This is a genomic window from Streptomyces sp. bgisy130 (assembly GCF_057708345.1).
This window is the reverse complement of sequence record NZ_JBYISA010000020.1, coordinates 1-15,702: the sequence shown is the minus strand read 5'-3', so window position 1 is coordinate 15,702 and position 15,702 is coordinate 1. Positions and strand designations below refer to the sequence as shown.

Sequence of the window (15,702 nt, the reverse complement as noted above, 5' to 3'; positions counted from 1 at the left end):
GGTCAGCCCTGGGAGCGTCTGGTCTGGCTGGCCAGTTGGCTTGCTGCCGACTTCAGGACCGTGGCGGGGTTCGCGCCGCGCAGCAGGACCTTGGTCTGCGCATCGTCGATGAGCTTGAGGGCGCGGGCGTAGTCCGAGGTGTAGTTCGTGGCAACCGATGGCTTCGACAGCTGGTCGATGAACACCTCGGCGTACTTCTGTCCGCCGAAGTAGGGGTTGGGGGCGTGGAAGACCGGGTCGTCGTACGCCTTGAGCAGAGCGGGGAAGATGCCCTTGGCCTTGAAGATCTTCACCTGGGAGGACGGGCGGGTCAGCGCGAACTCGGCGAAGGCGAACGCCGCTCGCTGGTTCTCGCTGGTCCCTGAGACCGCCAGGTGTGTCGAGTTCACGATGGCCGAACGCGAGCCTCCGCGGGTGACCGGCGGCGGCGCCATCAGCCGCCAGTCGCCCTTCTGACCGGCGTTGAAGGAAGCCATGTAGCCGCCGTACCAGGCGGGGTTGGGGCACACCGCGACCTTGCCGTTCTTGACCGCGGCGTCATAGCCGGGAGAGCCCGGCGAGCCCTGTGCGTCATAGACGAGCCCGGCGTCGTTCAGTTCCTTGATCAGGGTGAGGGCACGCACGGCCATCGGAGAATTGATCGTGATCTTTCCGGCGAGGTCGAAGTAGAACGCGCCCTGCAACTGCAACAGCATCTGGAAGAGGTTGGCGGAGTCGGCCTGGGAGGCCGACCGGTCCAGTGCGAACAGGGCCTTGCCGGTCGATTTCTTGATCTTCTTGCCGGCGGCGATGACGTCATCCCAGGAATCCAGGGAACTCGCCTTCACCCCGGCCTTCTTGAACAGGTCCTCCCGGTAGTAGAAGCCGCTGGCATTGGCCTCCCAGGGCAGCGCATAGACCTTTGAACCGCGTGAGACGGTCTCCCACAGCCCCGCAGCGAACGCCCCCTTGTACTTGTCCGCCCCGAGCTTCGATATGTCGGCCAGACCCCCCGGGAACTTCTCGATGTAACCCGGCAGGTAGTCGACGCCGATGTGCAGCACATCCGCCAGCCCCGAACCGCCGGCCTCCATGGCAATCGTGATCTTGTCCCAGATAGCGGGATTGCCGATGTCCTCCACCTTCACCTTCACCTTCGGATATACCGCATTGAAGGCAGGAACCAGGGCCCGCAGCTCGGCCGCCGGATTCGCCCAGCTCCACACCGTGATCGATCCGGACGGCGCACCCGAGCCACCCGAACCACCGCTGGAGCCTCCCGAACCACCGCACGCGGTCAGCGCCGACCCGCCACCGACCGCCACCGCCGCAGCGCCCAGCCCCTGAAGGAACCGCCGGCGTCTCAGCTCACCCTCCGCACCCATACCCATGCCCGTCTCCACCTTTCACATGACCGCGCAGTGCCGAACCCAGGCGGCCCACCGCACCCGCCAAAGGGCGCCGCAGCGTTGGCTGCGAATGCGCAGAAAAGTAACTTCGACGCGCGGAGGCAACAAGCGTTTACGCAAGATTTTCGTAACTGACGAGGAAAATTATTGGCGCGGTTTCTGGGCCAGCTCGGCGAATCTGTCCGGTGGTGGATCTTCGAAAAGGAAGTAATGCCTGATGAAAGGCGTGATCGCGAGACCGGCACGACGTGCCGTCGCCCTGCTGTCGCGTGCCTGCCGTGCGCGATTTCCGTAAACCCTTAACGCATGATGTGGGCGGTGCTCTTCACCAGTCTGTTGTCCCTTTGCCACAGTGACTCGCGTCTCGCCAGGTAACTCCTGAGAGGCAAACCTGCGCTTCCGGAACGCAACCGATGCGTGCCCGCACTCAAGGCCCGCATCGGCTGTCGAAAGCGCGCAACTGGTAGGCACTCGCCCTGACCGGTCGGTCGTCCTGACCCGGTCCGGGCTCGCGGAGGCTTCGAACCGGCGCAGGCAGCGCTGCGGGTTCGACCACCATGTCAACGCGCAGGCCGGCCCGTGTGGCGGGATGCGCCTCCCTCATCGCGTGGAGACACCATGAGACTCTTCAGCCGAAGACGGCACACAACCCTCAACACCCACTCCGAGCCCGCCCCGGTACGGGGATCGGCCGGCCGTCGCCTGCGGCGTGGCCGCGTACTGACACTGGCGGCAGTCGCGCTGGGGCTGGCCGTATCAACGGTTCCCCTCACGACCGGATCCGCCTTCGCGTCGGTCCAGACGTGCCTCACCGGAACGCTGAAGTACACCGCCACGGACGCCGAGACCGGCACCCGGCCCACGTCGGTCGCGCGGAACGTGAACTGGGAGCTGCGGGGCCAGACCACGGCCGGCGGCGCGGAGACGCAGCTGGCCACCGGGATCACCGACGCGAACGGGAACTTCAACGCCTGCTACAACGGCGCCTCCGCGCTGCCCTCGGCATACGTCAAGTTCAACTCCTCCTCGACCAAGATGTGGCGGGTGGTGACGGACAAGAGCGACACGGCGACCGAATACACGTTCAACAGCAACACCCAATACAACACCTCTGGCACCATCGGTCTGGGCGACGTCACCGTCCCCTCTGAAAAGGTCTATGCCTTCAAGATCGTCGACGTTCTCAACTTGCTGTACTGGAAGCGTGGCACCAGCTCTGTCTGCTGGACCGGGAACCAGGCCACCTACAACGACTGTGACACGCTCACCGTCGCCTGGGGCGCAAACAACGCGGAAGGCAGCATCTTCGACATCAGGACGAGGAAGGTGCTGCTGAACTCCAACGAACCGGACTCCAAGCACCTCATCCTCCACGAGGCCGGCCACTGGCTGCAGTGGCAGCTCTTCGACAAGCATGATGTGCCCGTGACCGGCTGCGACGGTCACACCTTCAACAAGATCTCCTCCGCCACCTGCGCGTGGAGCGAGGGATTCGCCGACGCTGTCGCCGCTTACACGTTGGGCGACTACCGCTACGTGTTCAAGGGTGGCTCGTCATTCGATTTCACCAACGACCAGAACACGGTGGGCTGGGACCAGGGTGACCAGGTCCAAGGGCGAGTCTCAAGCTCTCTGCTTGATCTCTGGGCATCCGCTGGCGACGGCGGCAACTGGAACAAGACCATCTCGGTGATGACCGATTACCAGAGCGATGACTTCCATGACTACTTCGTCAACGACCGTCCCAATGGCGGTCTCAGCACCACCGGAGCCGCCAAGGACTTCCTCGTCAAGCACACCATCAACTACTGATCCACTCACCGGATGAGCCCGGGCCGACCGCCCGGGACCATCACGGAACAGTGGAGCCTGCCTCCGGTTCGTCGCCCCGGTTGCCACCGGGGCGACGAACCATGTGCCGTCATTTCGGGGGTTCCTGAGCATTGAGTGGAGTGTTCCGTTCCGCTTACTATTCCGCTGACTTGCCGGACTCAGCGGTCCGGGGGTCTTTCACCGGCGCCGACACGGGGAGGCGTTTCACCGTGGACTCCCGTCCCTTCCGTTCCCACCCCGCCCGCCCGGACGCCGATGGCGGTCTCACGCTCGCGCCCCAGCAGCTGCCCCCTCTCCCGCGCTCCGATTCGTTCTGCGAGGCGCTCCGTGCGGCGGTGGTCGCGCGGGGTCTGAGCCTCAGCCGTCTGGAGGACCGGCTGCGGCAGCGGGGGACGGCGGTCACCGCCGCGACGATCAGTGCCTGGCAGTCGGGCAAATACCAGCCCGAACGGCCGCACGCCCTCGCGGCGCTGGCGGAGCTGGAGGGAATCCTCGGCCTGACCCCCGGGGCGCTGGCCGCTCTTCTCACCCCGCCGAAGCCCCGGGGGCGCTGGCTGAACAGCGGGCCCGGCCGCCCGAGCATGGCCGAGTCCTGGTCCGGTCAGCTGGATCGGGCACTGTCGGCGGTCGACGCCCGCTGGAACAGCCACCTCACCTGCCTGAACCTCCACTACCGCCTGGACGTCGACGGCCAGCGCCGCGTGCACCTGATATCGCACCGCATGGTCCTGCGGGCGGACACGGACGGGCCCGACCGGTACATCGTCGGCTACCGCCCGGACCATCCCGGCCCACCGCCTGTGGTGCGGCCCGTGGGCCTCCATCGCCTGGGCGTGGTCCACGGCGTCCCGGAGGACGGCGCCCTGGTGGCGGAGCTCCTGTTCGACCGGCCGCTGTACCGCGGGGAGACGGTGATCGTCGATTACACGCTGGAGCACACCACGGCACGCCCTGCGGCCGAGAAGGTCGTCCTGCACCTCCAGGGACCGGTGCGCGACTGCGTCATCGAGGTGTGGTTCGACCCCTCGGCGCCGCCCGCGCGCTGCTATGCCTTCCACACCCCGCGTCCGTACACCGGAATGCGGGTGCGCTCGCTGAAGCTCGCGCAGGGCCGTCATGTGCACAGCGTCGGTCTGGACCTCTCGCCCTCCGATGTGGGTGTGCGGTGGGACTGGGAGCACCGCGACGGGACCGGTGCGGAACGGGCCGCCCGCCCGCGGCCGGACGCCCGCCGGCCGTCCGGCCGCGCCTGACGCGAGGCCCCGCCGGTTGGACGGCGGGCGCGCTCCGACTCATACCGGCCGTGCTGCACGGAAATGCTCCTCCACGCGACAATTGTCAGGTCTTGTCGGGAGTGTGGTCGTACGCTGACCGGGACTTCCCCCTGGAGTCCCGGAGACCCGGATTCGCGGAGTCCCGGGAATCGCGAGAAAGGCCCCCTCGTGCAGCTGACCCCCTCGATACGGAGCGCCCTGGCAGCCGGCGCCGCCGTGGCCGTCCTGTTCGCCGGAGCCGGCGCGGCCGCCGCGGCCCCGTTTGGCCCGGCAGCCGCCCCGTCGGCCCAGCCGACTGCCCCGCCGGCCCCGGCAACCGCCCCGCCGGCCCAGCCGACCGCGCCCGCCGCCGCGCACTCCCCGTACGCCCAGCTCCGGCCGCTCGCCACCTTCTCGGCGGAGCGGCTGGCCACCGCTGATCTGGTGGCCGCGGCGAAATGGGGTACCGACAGTCCGATCGACGACCCGGCGCGCGAGCAGGAGGTGCTGAAGTCCGTGGCGGATCAGGCCCGGCAGCTGGGTGCCGATCCCGCGGCGACCACGCGGATCTTCCGGGACCAGATCGAGGCCAACAAGGTCGTACAGCGCGGGCTGTTCCGCCAGTGGGAGGCGAACCCGGCGCAGGTGCCGACCGAGCGGCCCGACCTCCAGGAGGTGCGCAAGGAGATCAACCGCGTCAACGGTGAGCTGGTGCGGGCCATCGCCGCCTCCCCGCGCGCCCGCTCGGCGCCGTCCTGCACCCCGCTGCTGACCACCGCCGCCGCGCGGGTGAGCGCGGAGCGGAAGCTGGACGGGCTGCACGCCGTGGCGCTGGCCCGTTCGCTGCGGTCGGTCTGCACCGGAGCCTGAGCCCCGCGGCAGCCCTCGCGTCCGGCGGCGGGCGGACGGACCGCTCGGCTCAGACGGTCCGTTCGCCCGCCGCCACCGCCTTCGCCCAGCGGTAGTCCGCCTTGCCGCTGGGGGAGCGCCGGATGTGGTCGGTGAAGACGACGGTGCGCGGAATCTTGTAGCCTGCCAGCCGTGCCCGGCAGTGCCGCTGTATGCCCGCGAGGTCCAACGGCCCCGCTCCTGGCCGCAGTTGCACCACGGCCGCGACCCGATTGCCCCACCGCTCGTCCGGCACGCCCGCCACCAGCGCGTCATAGACGTCCGGGTGGGCCTTCAGGGCCTGCTCGACCTCCTCCGGATAGATCTTCTCCCCACCGGAGTTGATGCACTGCGAGCCCCGGCCGAGCACGGTGACGATGCCCGCCTCGTCGACGGTGGCCATGTCGCCGAGCAGCACCCAGCGCTCCCCCTGCGCCTCGAAGAAGGTCTCGGCGGTCTTCTTCGGGTCGTTGTAGTAGCCGAGTGGTACGTGTCCGCGCTGGGCGAGCCGGCCCACCTCGCCGGCCGGGACCGGCTCGTACGTCTCCGGATCCACCACCGCCGTACGGGAGTTGACCTGGAGCCGGAAGCCCTTGTCGGGGCCGGAGTCGGCGGTGGCGGTGCCGTTGAAGCCGGATTCCGAGGAGCCGAAGTTGTTGAGCAGCAGGGCGCCCGGGACCAGCGCGCTGAACTGGGCGCGGACGGTCTCCGAGAGGATCGCCCCGGAGCTGCTGACGCTGAACAGCGAGGAGCAGTCGGTGCCCTTGAGCGGCCCGCCGAGCGCATCGACGAGCGGGCGCAGCATCGCATCGCCGACCAGGGAAACGCTGGTGACCCGCTCCCGCTCGATGGTCCGCAGCACCTCCTCGGGCACGTACTTGCGGTGGATGACGACCTTCTGGCCGAAGTGGAAGGCGATGAACGCGGTGAGGGTGGAGGTGCCGTGCATCAGCGGGGGAGTGGGGAAGAAGGTCAGGCCGTCGCCCCCGGCCGCGACCCGCTCGGCCAGCTCCTGCGGCCGTTTGACCGGTTCACCGGTCGGTGCCCCGCCGCCCATCCCGGAGAAGAAGATGTCCTCGTGGCGCCACATCACGCCCTTGGGCAGCCCGGTGGTCCCGCCGGTGTAGATGATGATCCGGTCGTCGGCGGAGCGCGGGCCGAAGCCGCGGGCGGGGGAGGCGGCGGCCTCGGCGTCCGCGAGGGCGACGGGCGCGATCCGTGGTTCGGGGGCGCCGGCCGGCGGGGTCCCGACCCGGACGAGATGCCGTAACCCGGGGGCCTGGGGGAGGGCGGCGGCCACCCGCGCGGTGAACTCCGCGTCGAAGACCAGCGCCGCCAGGTCGGCGTCCCGGTAGAGGTAGGCCAACTCCTCTTCCACGTACCGGTAGTTGACGTTCACCGGGACGGCGCGGATCTTCAGGCAGGCGTAGGCGGCCTGGAGGTATTCGATGCCGTTGTAGAGGTGCAGCCCGACGTGCCGGCCCGGACCTATGCCCTGATCGGCGAGGTGGTGGGCCAGGCGGTTGGCCGCGCGGTCCAGCTCCGCGTACGTCAGCCGCCGCTCCGCACCCGTCCCGGGGTGGTCGACGTACACCAGCGCCTCGCGGTCCGGGACCGTGTCGACGATCGACTCGAAGAGGTCGGCAAGGTTGTACTCCACGTCTCCTCCAGACCGGGCGGGCGTCGGCTTGGGGGTGTCTTTCGATCCACGGAGATCGAAGAGACGCCCCGTAGGCGGTCATTAGAGCGCCGCCGCGAGGAGCTGGGAAGGGCCGCGGCCAAGAAATCTGACTGCCTGTCAGAAAAGCCTTGAAGTCGCTGTGCGGCTACTGCAACCTGTTCTCGTCGTGAGACGGGAGGACGGAACATGGGTGGTACGGAACATCTGTCGGTGGAGCGCGTCGGCGCGACACTGGTGCTCACCCTCAACCGGCCGGAGGCGAAGAACGCGCTCTCGCTGCCGATGCTGGTGGGCCTGTACGACGGCTGGCTCGCCGCCGACGAGGACGACGGGATCCGCTCCATCGTCCTCACCGGCGCCGGCGGCACCTTCTGTGCCGGAATGGACCTCAAGGCCCTCGCGGGCGACGGGATGGCCGGCGAGCAGTACCGCGACCGGCTGCGCGCCGACCCGGACCTGCACTGGAAGGCGATGCTGCGGCACCACCGCCCCCGCAAGCCGGTGATCGCCGCCGTCGAGGGGTACTGCGTCGCGGGCGGCACGGAGATCCTCCAGGGCACCGACATCCGGGTCGCCGGTGAGGGCGCCACCTTCGGGCTCTTCGAGGTCCGGCGCGGACTGTTCCCGATCGGCGGCTCCACCGTCCGCCTCGCCCGCCAGATCCCCCGCACCCACGCCCTGGAGATGCTGCTCACCGGCCGGCCCTACCCCGCGCGCGAGGCCGAACGCATCGGTCTGATCGGCCATGTCGTGCCGGACGGGACCGCCCGGGACAAGGCCCTGGAGATCGCCGACCTGATCAACGCCTGTGGCCCGCTGGCCGTCGAGGCCGTCAAAGCCTCCGTCTACGAGACCGCAGACATGACCGAGACCGACGGGCTGGCGGCCGAACTCGCCCGCGGCTGGCCGGTCTTCGACACCGCCGACGCCAAAGAGGGCTCCCGAGCCTTCGCGGAGAAGCGCCCGCCCGTCTACCGGCGGGCCTGACCCAAGGAGTCCCGTATGCCCGAGGTCCTCACGGCGCCCCTCGTCGTGGAGTTCCCCTTCACCCGCTCGCTCGGCCCCGTCCAGAGCGCCTTTCTCACCGGGCTGCGCGAACGCACCGTCCTCGGTGTCACGGCGAGCGACGGCCGGGTGGTCGTACCGCCCACCGAGTACGACCCGGTCACCGCCGAGGAGCTCCGCGAGCTGGTCGAGGTGGGGAGCGCCGGCACCGTCACCACCTGGGCCTGGAACCGGTCCCCCCGCCGCGGCCAGCCGCTCGCCACCCCCTTCGCCTGGGTCCTGGTCCGGCTCGACGGCGCCGACACCGCGCTGCTGCACGCGCTGGACGCACCCGGCCCCGACACGGTGCGCACCGGAATGCGGGTCCGGATCCGCTGGGCCGCGCAGCGCACCGGCGCGATCACCGACATCGCCTGCTTCGAGCCGGACGACGGCCCCATAGGCGACGCCGAACCCGCCCCGCACACCGGGGAGTTTGCCGACCCCGTCACCGGCATCACCGCCCCCGCCCGGCTCGACTACACCTACGCCCCCGGCCGCGCCCAGTCCCGCTACCTCCGGGCCCTCGCGGACCACAAGACCATCGGCGAACGCTGCCCCTCCTGCCGCAAGGTCTATGTCCCGCCCCGTGGCGCCTGTCCCACCTGCGGCGTCGCCACCGACACCCAGGTCGAGGTCGGCCCCCGCGGCACCGTCACCACCTTCTGCATCGTCAACATCAAGGCCAAGAACCTCGACATCGAGGTCCCCTACGTCTACGCCCATATCGCCCTGGACGGCGCCGACCTGGCCCTGCACGCCCGGATCGGCGGCATCCCGTACGACCGGGTCCGCATGGGGCTGCGGGTGGAACCCGTATGGACCGAGGACGGCCGCTTCCCCGACCACTACCGCCCCACCGGCGAACCCGATGCCGACTACGACAGCTACAAGGAGCTGATCTGATGCGCGAGGTCGCCATCGTCGCCTTCGGGCAGAGCGATCATGTCCGCGACAGCGCGGAGACCTCCGAGGTCGAGATGCTGATGCCGGTGCTGCACGACGTCCTGGCACAGACCGGCCTGAGGGCCCGGGACATCGACTTCACCTGCTCCGGCTCCTCCGACTACCTCGCCGGCCGCGCCTTCTCCTTCACCATGGCCCTGGACGGCGTCGGCGCCTGGCCGCCGATCTCCGAATCCCATGTCGAGATGGACGGCGCCTGGGCACTGTACGAGGCCTGGGTGAAGCTCCTCACCGGCGAGGCGGAAACCGCGCTGGTCTACGCGTACGGCAAGTCCTCGCCCGGTGACGTCCGCGAGGTCCTCACCCGCCAGCTCGACCCCTACTACGTGGCCCCGCTGTGGCCCGACTCGGTCGCCCTCGCCGCCCTCCAGGCCCAGGCCCTGATCGACGCGGGACTGACCGACGAGCGGGCGCTGGCCGGTATCGCGGCCCGCAGCCGCACGGCCGCCGAGGCCCATCCGCACACCCAGCTGCGCGGCGCCGTGCCCGCCGGCGAGCACCTCGTCGCCCCGCTGCGCACCGGCGACTGCCCGCCCATCGGCGACGGCGCGGCCGCCGTCGTCCTCGCCGCCGGTGACACCGCCCGCCGGCTGACCGGCCGCCCCGCCTGGATACGCGGCCTCGACCACCGCATCGAGGCGCACTCCCTGGGCGTCCGCGACCTCACCGACTCACCGTCCACCCGGCTCGCCGCCGAGCGCGCCGGAGCCTTCGAACTCCCCCATGGCCTTAAGGGCATGGGAGGTGCCCCCATCGTGGACACCGCCGAGTTGCACGCCCCCTTCACCTCCCAGGAAGTCGTGCTGCGCCGCGCCCTGAAGCTCGACGCGCCGGACAGCACGGTCCGGATCAACCCGTCCGGCGGCGCGCTCGCCGCCAACCCGGTCATGGCCGCCGGGCTGATCCGCCTGGGCGAGGCCGCCGCCCGCATCCACCGGAACGAGTCCGACCGCGCACTCGCCCATGCGACCTCGGGGCCGTGCCTCCAGCAGAACCTGGTCGCCGTCCTGGAAGGGGAGACCCGATGAGTGAGGCGAACAAGGAGCCGGTGGCTGTCGTCGGCATCGGCCAGACCCGGCACGTCGCCGCCCGCCGGGACGTCTCGCTCGCCGGGCTCGTCCGCGAGGCCGCCCGGCGCGCCCTGGACGACGCCGAGTTGACCTGGGCGGACATCGACGCCGTGGTGATCGGCAAGGCCCCCGACTTCTTCGAGGGCGTGATGATGCCCGAGCTGTACCTCGCCGACGCCCTGGGCGCCGTCGGCAAACCGATGCTGCGGGTGCACACCGCCGGCTCGGTCGGCGGCTCCACCGCCCTGGTCGCCACCAACCTCGTCGCCGCCCGGGTCCACCGCACCGTCCTCACCCTCGCCTTCGAGAAACAGTCCGAGTCCAACGCCATGTGGGGCCTGTCCCTGCCGATCCCCTTCCAGCAGCCGCTGCTCGCCGGCGCCGGCGGCTTCTTCGCCCCGCACGTCCGCGCGTACATGCGGCGCACCGGCGCCCCGGACACCATCGGCTCCCTCGTCGCCTACAAGGACCGCCGCAACGCGCTCAAGAACCCCTACGCCCATCTCCACGAGAAGGACCTCACCCTCGAAAAGGTCCAGGCCTCCCCGATGCTCTGGGACCCGATCCGCTACTCCGAGACCTGTCCGTCCTCCGACGGGGCCTGCGCCATGATCCTCACCGACCGCACCGGGGCCGCCCGCGCCCCGCACCCGGCGGCCTGGGTGCACGGCGGGGCGATGCGCAGCGAACCCACCCTCTTCGCCGGCAAGGACTTCGTCTCCCCGCAGGCCGGCAAGGACTGCGCCGCCGATGTCTACCGGCAGGCCGGCATCACCGACCCCCGCCGGCAGATCGACGCGGTGGAGATGTACGTCCCCTTCAGCTGGTACGAGCCGATGTGGCTGGAGAACCTGGGCTTCGCCGAGGAGGGCGAGGGCTGGAAACTCACCGAGTCCGGCGTCACCGAACTCGACGGCGCACTCCCCGTCAACCCCTCCGGCGGGGTGCTGTCCACCAACCCGATCGGCGCCTCCGGCATGATCCGTTTCGCGGAGGCCGCCCTCCAGGTACGGGGCATGGCCGGCGACCACCAAGTCGACGGCGCCCGCACGGCGTTGGGACACGCCTACGGCGGTGGCTCCCAGTTCTTCGCGATGTGGCTGGTGGGTGCCGACACGCCGGGCGGCTGACAGCCCTCGGGGGCGGGCGCGCCCGGCCGGTGCGCCCGCCCGCGGATCACCACTCCACCGCCTCGCCACGTCCCCTGTCCGTCCCCGGACGCAGTGGTTAGGCTGACCGCGGACAACGAACCGGGAGGTGCGGGACACGTGACCGACAGCATCACGGAGCAGCGGCTCGTGGGCGGGCCCAGGCCCGATCTCGACCTGACGCAGGCCGAGTGGCAGTCGAGCACCCAGGGCGTGGGCGGCGTCCAGATCGCCTTCGTCGAGGGCTATATCGCGATGCGCAACCGCCGCAGCCCCGAGATCCCGGCGGTGATCTTCACCCCCGCCGAGTGGCGCGCCTTCGTCCTCGACGCGCGCGGGGGCGAATTCGACCTCACGTAGGGCGTGTCGCCCGGAGCGCAGGACACGCCGTGGCACGGGACACGAGGAGCGGCAGCGGTCAGGTGAGCACCACGCACCCGCGCTCCCGGAGCGCCCGGACCGGCTCCGCCCCGTCCGCCACGGTGTTCCAGCGCAGATCGAGCTTCTCCAGCGACGGCAGCCGGGCGATCCAGGGCGGCAACTCCGCGATCCGGTTGCCGCGCAGATCGATCCGGCGCAGCAGCGGCAGAGTGCGCAGCGCCTCGGGGACGTGGCGGAGCGCGTTGTCCCGTAGCTCCAGCACCCGCAGTTCGCGCAGCGCCGCCAGGCTCCCCGGCAGTGCCGTCAGCGCATTGCCGCCCAGCCACAGCTCCCGGAGCCGGCCGAGCCGTCCCAGCGACTCCGGGAGGTCGGTCAACTCCGCCTGCTGCGCGCGGAGTTCGACCAGCCCGGCCATCCCGCCGAGCGTGGCCGGCAGCCGGCCGAGCGGATTCCCGCCGACGTTGAGATAGCCGAGCCGGTCCAGTCCGCCGAGGGTGTCCGGCAGTGCGGTGAGCCGGTTGTCGTGCAGATAGAGGAAACGGGTCAGCCCGGCCAGCTCGCCGATCTCGTCGGGGACCGCGGTCAGGGAGTTGTGACCGAGATCGAGGGTGTGCAGCGCACACAGCCGGCCCAGCCCCGCCGGGATCTCGGTCAGGCCGTTGTCCGCCAGGATCAGTACCTCCCAGTCCGCGCGCCGCCAGACCTCGGGCGGTACGGCGCGCAGGCCCGCCTTCCAGAGGTTCAGCACGGGCGGGCTGCCGGACTCGGGCCGCGGCATAAGGCTCCTTCCGGGAGGCGGACCGCTACGGCCAGCCGAGCAGTTCGGGCAGCGGGGCCACGTCCCCCGACCGGCGGCAGTCGAGCGGATGGTGCGGCCTGCGGCCGGTCATCCAGGCCGCGAGATCACCGAGCGGGCCGCTCACGGTCACCGTCGGCGCGTCCCCGGAACCGTACCGCTGCGACGGCGCGCCGTCCGTGGCCGTCAGAACGAGGTGCAGGCCCCCGGGTACGCGGGGCGCCATATGGTCCAGCAGATGCAGACACAGTTCCCGCGGCCAGTCCCGCGGGCCGTAGCCGATCCGGGCGTCCGCCGTATGGATCTCCAACTCCCGCCACCAGGCCAGCAACGCGGAGCGCAGATCGCCGTCGCGGTGCCGCACCGGCCGTGACCAGTCGGCCGGGCCGACCGCCGCCCAGGCCGCCGACGCCTCGGCCAGCGCGGCCCGTACGGCCTCCCGCAGCGCCGCCGCGTCCCGCAGCGCGCCGGCCTCGATCGCGGCGGCGCGCGCCGGACGGCCGCCGTCATACGGCTCGATCAGCTCCCCGCGCAGCGCATAACGGGCCTGCCGGGCCAGCGCCAGCCCGACGCCCTCGATGTGGGAGAGGACATGCGCACGGGACCAGTCGGGCAACTCGCTGGGCTCCCGCACCTCTTCGTCGGTCAGGGCGGGCAGCAGGGCGCGCAGCCGCTCCTGACCCGCCTCGATCGCGGCCCGTATCGCCTCGGCCGGCATCGTGTGCTCCGTCGTCATGGCCACAGCAGCTCCTTTGTCCTGGCGTACGGCTCGGGGGTCCGCGCCCGCCCGGCACCGGGGAGTCATGCGATGCACAGCCCCGCCCGTCCGCCGGGCGCCGTCGGCGCACCGCATACGGGCAGCGCACCAGCCAAGCTCCGTAAAACGCACAGCAGTTGACGTATGTCGGCCACACCGCCCCCTCCGCCAGCTAATGGTTGCGGGTGACGTTACCATTAGCCCCATGGCCGCAACGCAACTCGCCCTCGACCTCGCCGTCACCATCCGCCACGACGGGCACGGTGGCGTCGCCGATGACCTGGCCGATCCCGAAGGGCTCGGGGTCTGGGTGCGCGAACGGGCCGCACTGCTGGACTGCGACGGGCAGCCGGTCACCGTGGACGAGACGCTGTACACCGCCGTATTGGAGCTGCGGGCCGCGGTGCGGTCGCTGTTCGCCCGCGCCGTCCGGCCGGGACCGCCCAGCTCCGCCGACGCCCACCGGCTCCTCCCGGAAGCCGAGGCGATCCGCCGGCTGAACGCCGCCGCGGCCCTGGTCCCCACGGTGCCCCGGCTCAGCTGGGAGCCGGACGCCCGGCCCGCGCTGCGGCTGCGGCCGGCCGGCTCCCCGCCGGCCGCCGACCGGATCCTCGCCGCGCTGGCCCGCGCCGCCCTCACCTTCCTCGACGGACCGGACCGCGACCGGCTGCGGGCCTGCCCCGCCCCGCGCTGTGTGCGCTACTTCGTCAAGGACCATGCCCGCCAGGAGTGGTGCGCCCCCTCCTGCGGCAACCGCGCCCGGGTCGCCCGCCACCACGAGCGGCGCCGGGAAGGCCGGGACGGCGCCCCATAGGGCGTGCCCGGCGAATTTCCGCCCGCGCGCCGATGCAGTATGATCATGGTGAAGCTTCGGTCCGCGGGCCGGAGTCGCGCGTCTGTGGTCCAAGGAAAGACGTCCACCAGCCGGTGGGAGATGCAGGTGCAAGGCCTGCCGGGCGCTCTGTGAAGAGGCCCTTCCCTGTACGGGGAAGGGCCTCTTTTTGCTGCCTGCTCGGGTGCGGTCACCACCTCCAAGGGCTACTCCCTGGCCGGGTCGGCGCCCGGTCGCTTGACGATCCGATCGCCGGCCTCGACCGACTTCCAGAGCCGGCGGCTGATGCGGACCTTCACGGATGCGCCGTCGGCGAGGCGGACCTCAACGAAGTGGTACATGTTCGAGCCATCGAGCATGCCCCGGGACTTATCAATGACGATGCCTTCCCAGGAGTCGTCTCGTCCGGCTTTGTGAGAGGTGAACATGACGTCGAGCCTACGAATCCGGCAGCCAACCCAGCAGAGCCGTGAGTCATCACCTGGGGATGACATATGTCCTGCCGGGGCGTGGAACGGCTTCGGTGCCCGGCGGGCAGACCGGCCACCTGGGGCGTGTCCGCCCTAGGGTGGACGCATGACAGGTGAACGCGACCTCCGGGCCCTGCTGAGCGGGATGCGTCCCGAGCGGAACGAGGGCCGTTACGTCTTTGTCAGCGTCCCGGGCGCGGTCCCCGAGGGGCTGACCCCGGTGGTCACCGTCTCCGAACCCGAAGGCCGCACCCTCGTCGTCCACCAGGAAGAGGCCGACCGCGCGGGCCTGGCATACGACTATGTCGCCGCCTGGATCACCCTGCGGGTGCACTCCGCGCTGGACGCCGTCGGACTGACCGCCGCCGTCGCCACCGCACTCGCCCAGGCCGGCCTCAGCTGCAATGTCGTCGCGGGCTTCCACCACGATCACCTCTTCGTGCCGTATACCGCGGCCGACGAGGCGCTGCGCGGGCTGCGCGCCCTGGCCGACCAGGCCTGAGACCACCGGCCACGGAGCGGATGGCGGCGCCGCGCATGGGGTGTCGCCGACCCCGACGTCCGCGCGGCGCGCCCGGCCGGGCCACGTACGATGGCGGCATGTCCTTCCTCCGCCGCCGCAGCGCAGCCACGCCCGCCGGGCCTGACTTCGACGTCCTCGCCATGGACCCCGGGGACTGGCCGGGCAATCTCGGAGCCGGGCTGCTGCCCGCGCCCGACGGGAGCTGCCAGGGCGTCTTCCTCCGCTACGACCTGTTCGGCGGCCGCGGCCCCGCGATGATCATCGGCAATCTGCCGGAAGGCTCCCCGGCCCGCGAGCTGGAGGACGACCAGGTGCCCTTCGAGGTGGCTCAGCTGCTGGCCGCGCTGGGCAACGACGAACCGGTGACGGTCGTCGAGAGCGAGGACACCCCCGTGATGCACGACGACAACCTGCTGATCGTCAAGCGCATCAAGTGCTCCGAGAGCCGGATCTCCTGCGCCCAGTTCGACCGCAGCGACGGTGTGCTGGTCACCATCGCCAGCTGGGACCGGCCGATCACCGACGACCTCTACGCGCTGCTCAAGCCACTGCCGGCGGAACTCTTCCAGCAGGGCTGAGCCCGGCGCAGCCCCGGAGCGGACAGTGTCGGGGGGGGGGGGGGGGGGGGGGGGGGGGGGGGGGGGGGGGGGGGGGGGGGGGGGGGGGGGGGGG

16 protein-coding genes are annotated in these 15,702 nt (G+C 71.0%); 11 read left to right on the top strand and 5 right to left on the bottom strand.

Translation table 11 applies throughout. The annotated features are described in order from the left end of the window. Positions 1–2 precede the first annotated feature (2 nt). Complete coding sequence (locus AC3EUV_RS23975; RefSeq protein ID WP_432143352.1) at positions 3–1,370, bottom strand: ABC transporter substrate-binding protein; 1,368 nt, start codon at positions 1,368–1,370, stop codon at positions 3–5. 636 nt (positions 1,371–2,006) lie between these two features. Between AC3EUV_RS23975 and AC3EUV_RS23970 the strand changes: the two genes are divergently transcribed. From AC3EUV_RS23970 to AC3EUV_RS23960, 3 genes are all read left to right on the top strand, one after another. After that, positions 2,007–3,200: a metalloprotease gene (locus AC3EUV_RS23970; RefSeq protein WP_435603872.1), complete on the top strand. Its 1,194-nt coding sequence runs from the start codon at positions 2,007–2,009 to the stop codon at positions 3,198–3,200. A 230-nt stretch (positions 3,201–3,430) separates the two neighbouring features. Then, entirely contained in the window at positions 3,431–4,474 is a 1,044-nt protein-coding gene (locus AC3EUV_RS23965) for a helix-turn-helix domain-containing protein (protein ID WP_435603871.1), read from the top strand. A gap of 189 nt (positions 4,475–4,663) precedes the next feature. Further along, the gene (locus tag AC3EUV_RS23960) at positions 4,664–5,344 is read left to right on the top strand and encodes a chorismate mutase (RefSeq protein WP_435603870.1); all 681 of its coding nucleotides are present in this window, start codon (positions 4,664–4,666) and stop codon (positions 5,342–5,344) included. Positions 5,345–5,393: 49 nt separating this feature from the next. On the opposite strand, the gene AC3EUV_RS23955 is transcribed toward AC3EUV_RS23960, so the two are convergent. Continuing rightward, on the bottom strand, positions 5,394–7,022 hold the full coding sequence (locus AC3EUV_RS23955) for an acyl-CoA synthetase (protein WP_432143356.1): 1,629 nt from the start codon (positions 7,020–7,022) through the stop codon (positions 5,394–5,396). 207 nt (positions 7,023–7,229) lie between these two features. Here AC3EUV_RS23955 and AC3EUV_RS23950 point away from each other — a divergent pair, with 207 nt between their 5' ends. The 5 genes from AC3EUV_RS23950 to AC3EUV_RS23930 all read left to right on the top strand — a co-directional run bounded on the left by AC3EUV_RS23950 (position 7,230) and on the right by AC3EUV_RS23930 (position 11,631). Then, positions 7,230–8,030: a crotonase/enoyl-CoA hydratase family protein gene (locus tag AC3EUV_RS23950; RefSeq protein ID WP_435603869.1), complete on the top strand. Its 801-nt coding sequence runs from the start codon at positions 7,230–7,232 to the stop codon at positions 8,028–8,030. Between the two features lie 15 nt (positions 8,031–8,045). Continuing rightward, the gene (locus AC3EUV_RS23945) at positions 8,046–8,993 is read left to right on the top strand and encodes a Zn-ribbon domain-containing OB-fold protein (RefSeq protein ID WP_435603868.1); all 948 of its coding nucleotides are present in this window, start codon (positions 8,046–8,048) and stop codon (positions 8,991–8,993) included. Further along, complete coding sequence (locus tag AC3EUV_RS23940) at positions 8,993–10,081, top strand: thiolase domain-containing protein (protein WP_432143359.1); 1,089 nt, start codon at positions 8,993–8,995, stop codon at positions 10,079–10,081. The genes AC3EUV_RS23945 and AC3EUV_RS23940 overlap by 1 nt, the downstream gene beginning before the upstream one ends. Continuing rightward, positions 10,078–11,253 (top strand): thiolase domain-containing protein, encoded by a 1,176-nt coding sequence (locus tag AC3EUV_RS23935; protein ID WP_435603867.1) that lies wholly within the window; start codon positions 10,078–10,080, stop codon positions 11,251–11,253. The genes AC3EUV_RS23940 and AC3EUV_RS23935 overlap by 4 nt, the downstream gene beginning before the upstream one ends. 138 nt (positions 11,254–11,391) lie before the next feature. After that, positions 11,392–11,631: a DUF397 domain-containing protein gene (locus AC3EUV_RS23930; RefSeq protein WP_432143361.1), complete on the top strand. Its 240-nt coding sequence runs from the start codon at positions 11,392–11,394 to the stop codon at positions 11,629–11,631. A 58-nt stretch (positions 11,632–11,689) separates the two neighbouring features. Here AC3EUV_RS23930 and AC3EUV_RS23925 read toward each other — a convergent pair whose 3' ends face one another. Both AC3EUV_RS23925 and AC3EUV_RS23920 read right to left on the bottom strand, forming a co-directional pair. Further along, positions 11,690–12,430 (bottom strand): leucine-rich repeat domain-containing protein, encoded by a 741-nt coding sequence (locus AC3EUV_RS23925; protein WP_435603866.1) that lies wholly within the window; start codon positions 12,428–12,430, stop codon positions 11,690–11,692. Positions 12,431–12,455: 25 nt separating this feature from the next. Continuing rightward, the gene (locus AC3EUV_RS23920) at positions 12,456–13,184 is read right to left on the bottom strand and encodes a maleylpyruvate isomerase family mycothiol-dependent enzyme (RefSeq protein WP_435603865.1); all 729 of its coding nucleotides are present in this window, start codon (positions 13,182–13,184) and stop codon (positions 12,456–12,458) included. A 226-nt stretch (positions 13,185–13,410) separates the two neighbouring features. On the opposite strand from AC3EUV_RS23920, the gene AC3EUV_RS23915 reads away from it, so the two are divergent. After that, positions 13,411–14,019, top strand: coding sequence for a CGNR zinc finger domain-containing protein (locus AC3EUV_RS23915; protein ID WP_432143364.1), 609 nt, complete (start codon positions 13,411–13,413; stop codon positions 14,017–14,019). Positions 14,020–14,243: 224 nt separating this feature from the next. Here AC3EUV_RS23915 and AC3EUV_RS23910 read toward each other — a convergent pair whose 3' ends face one another. After that, positions 14,244–14,465, bottom strand: coding sequence for a DUF7489 domain-containing protein (locus AC3EUV_RS23910; protein ID WP_432143365.1), 222 nt, complete (start codon positions 14,463–14,465; stop codon positions 14,244–14,246). Positions 14,466–14,613: 148 nt separating this feature from the next. On the opposite strand from AC3EUV_RS23910, the gene AC3EUV_RS23905 reads away from it, so the two are divergent. Together AC3EUV_RS23905 and AC3EUV_RS23900 are read left to right on the top strand one after the other, a co-directional pair. Continuing rightward, entirely contained in the window at positions 14,614–15,009 is a 396-nt protein-coding gene (locus AC3EUV_RS23905) for an ACT domain-containing protein (protein WP_432143366.1), read from the top strand. A gap of 98 nt (positions 15,010–15,107) precedes the next feature. Then, positions 15,108–15,608: a hypothetical protein gene (locus AC3EUV_RS23900; protein ID WP_042160224.1), complete on the top strand. Its 501-nt coding sequence runs from the start codon at positions 15,108–15,110 to the stop codon at positions 15,606–15,608. The last annotated feature ends 94 nt before the right edge of the window (positions 15,609–15,702 follow it).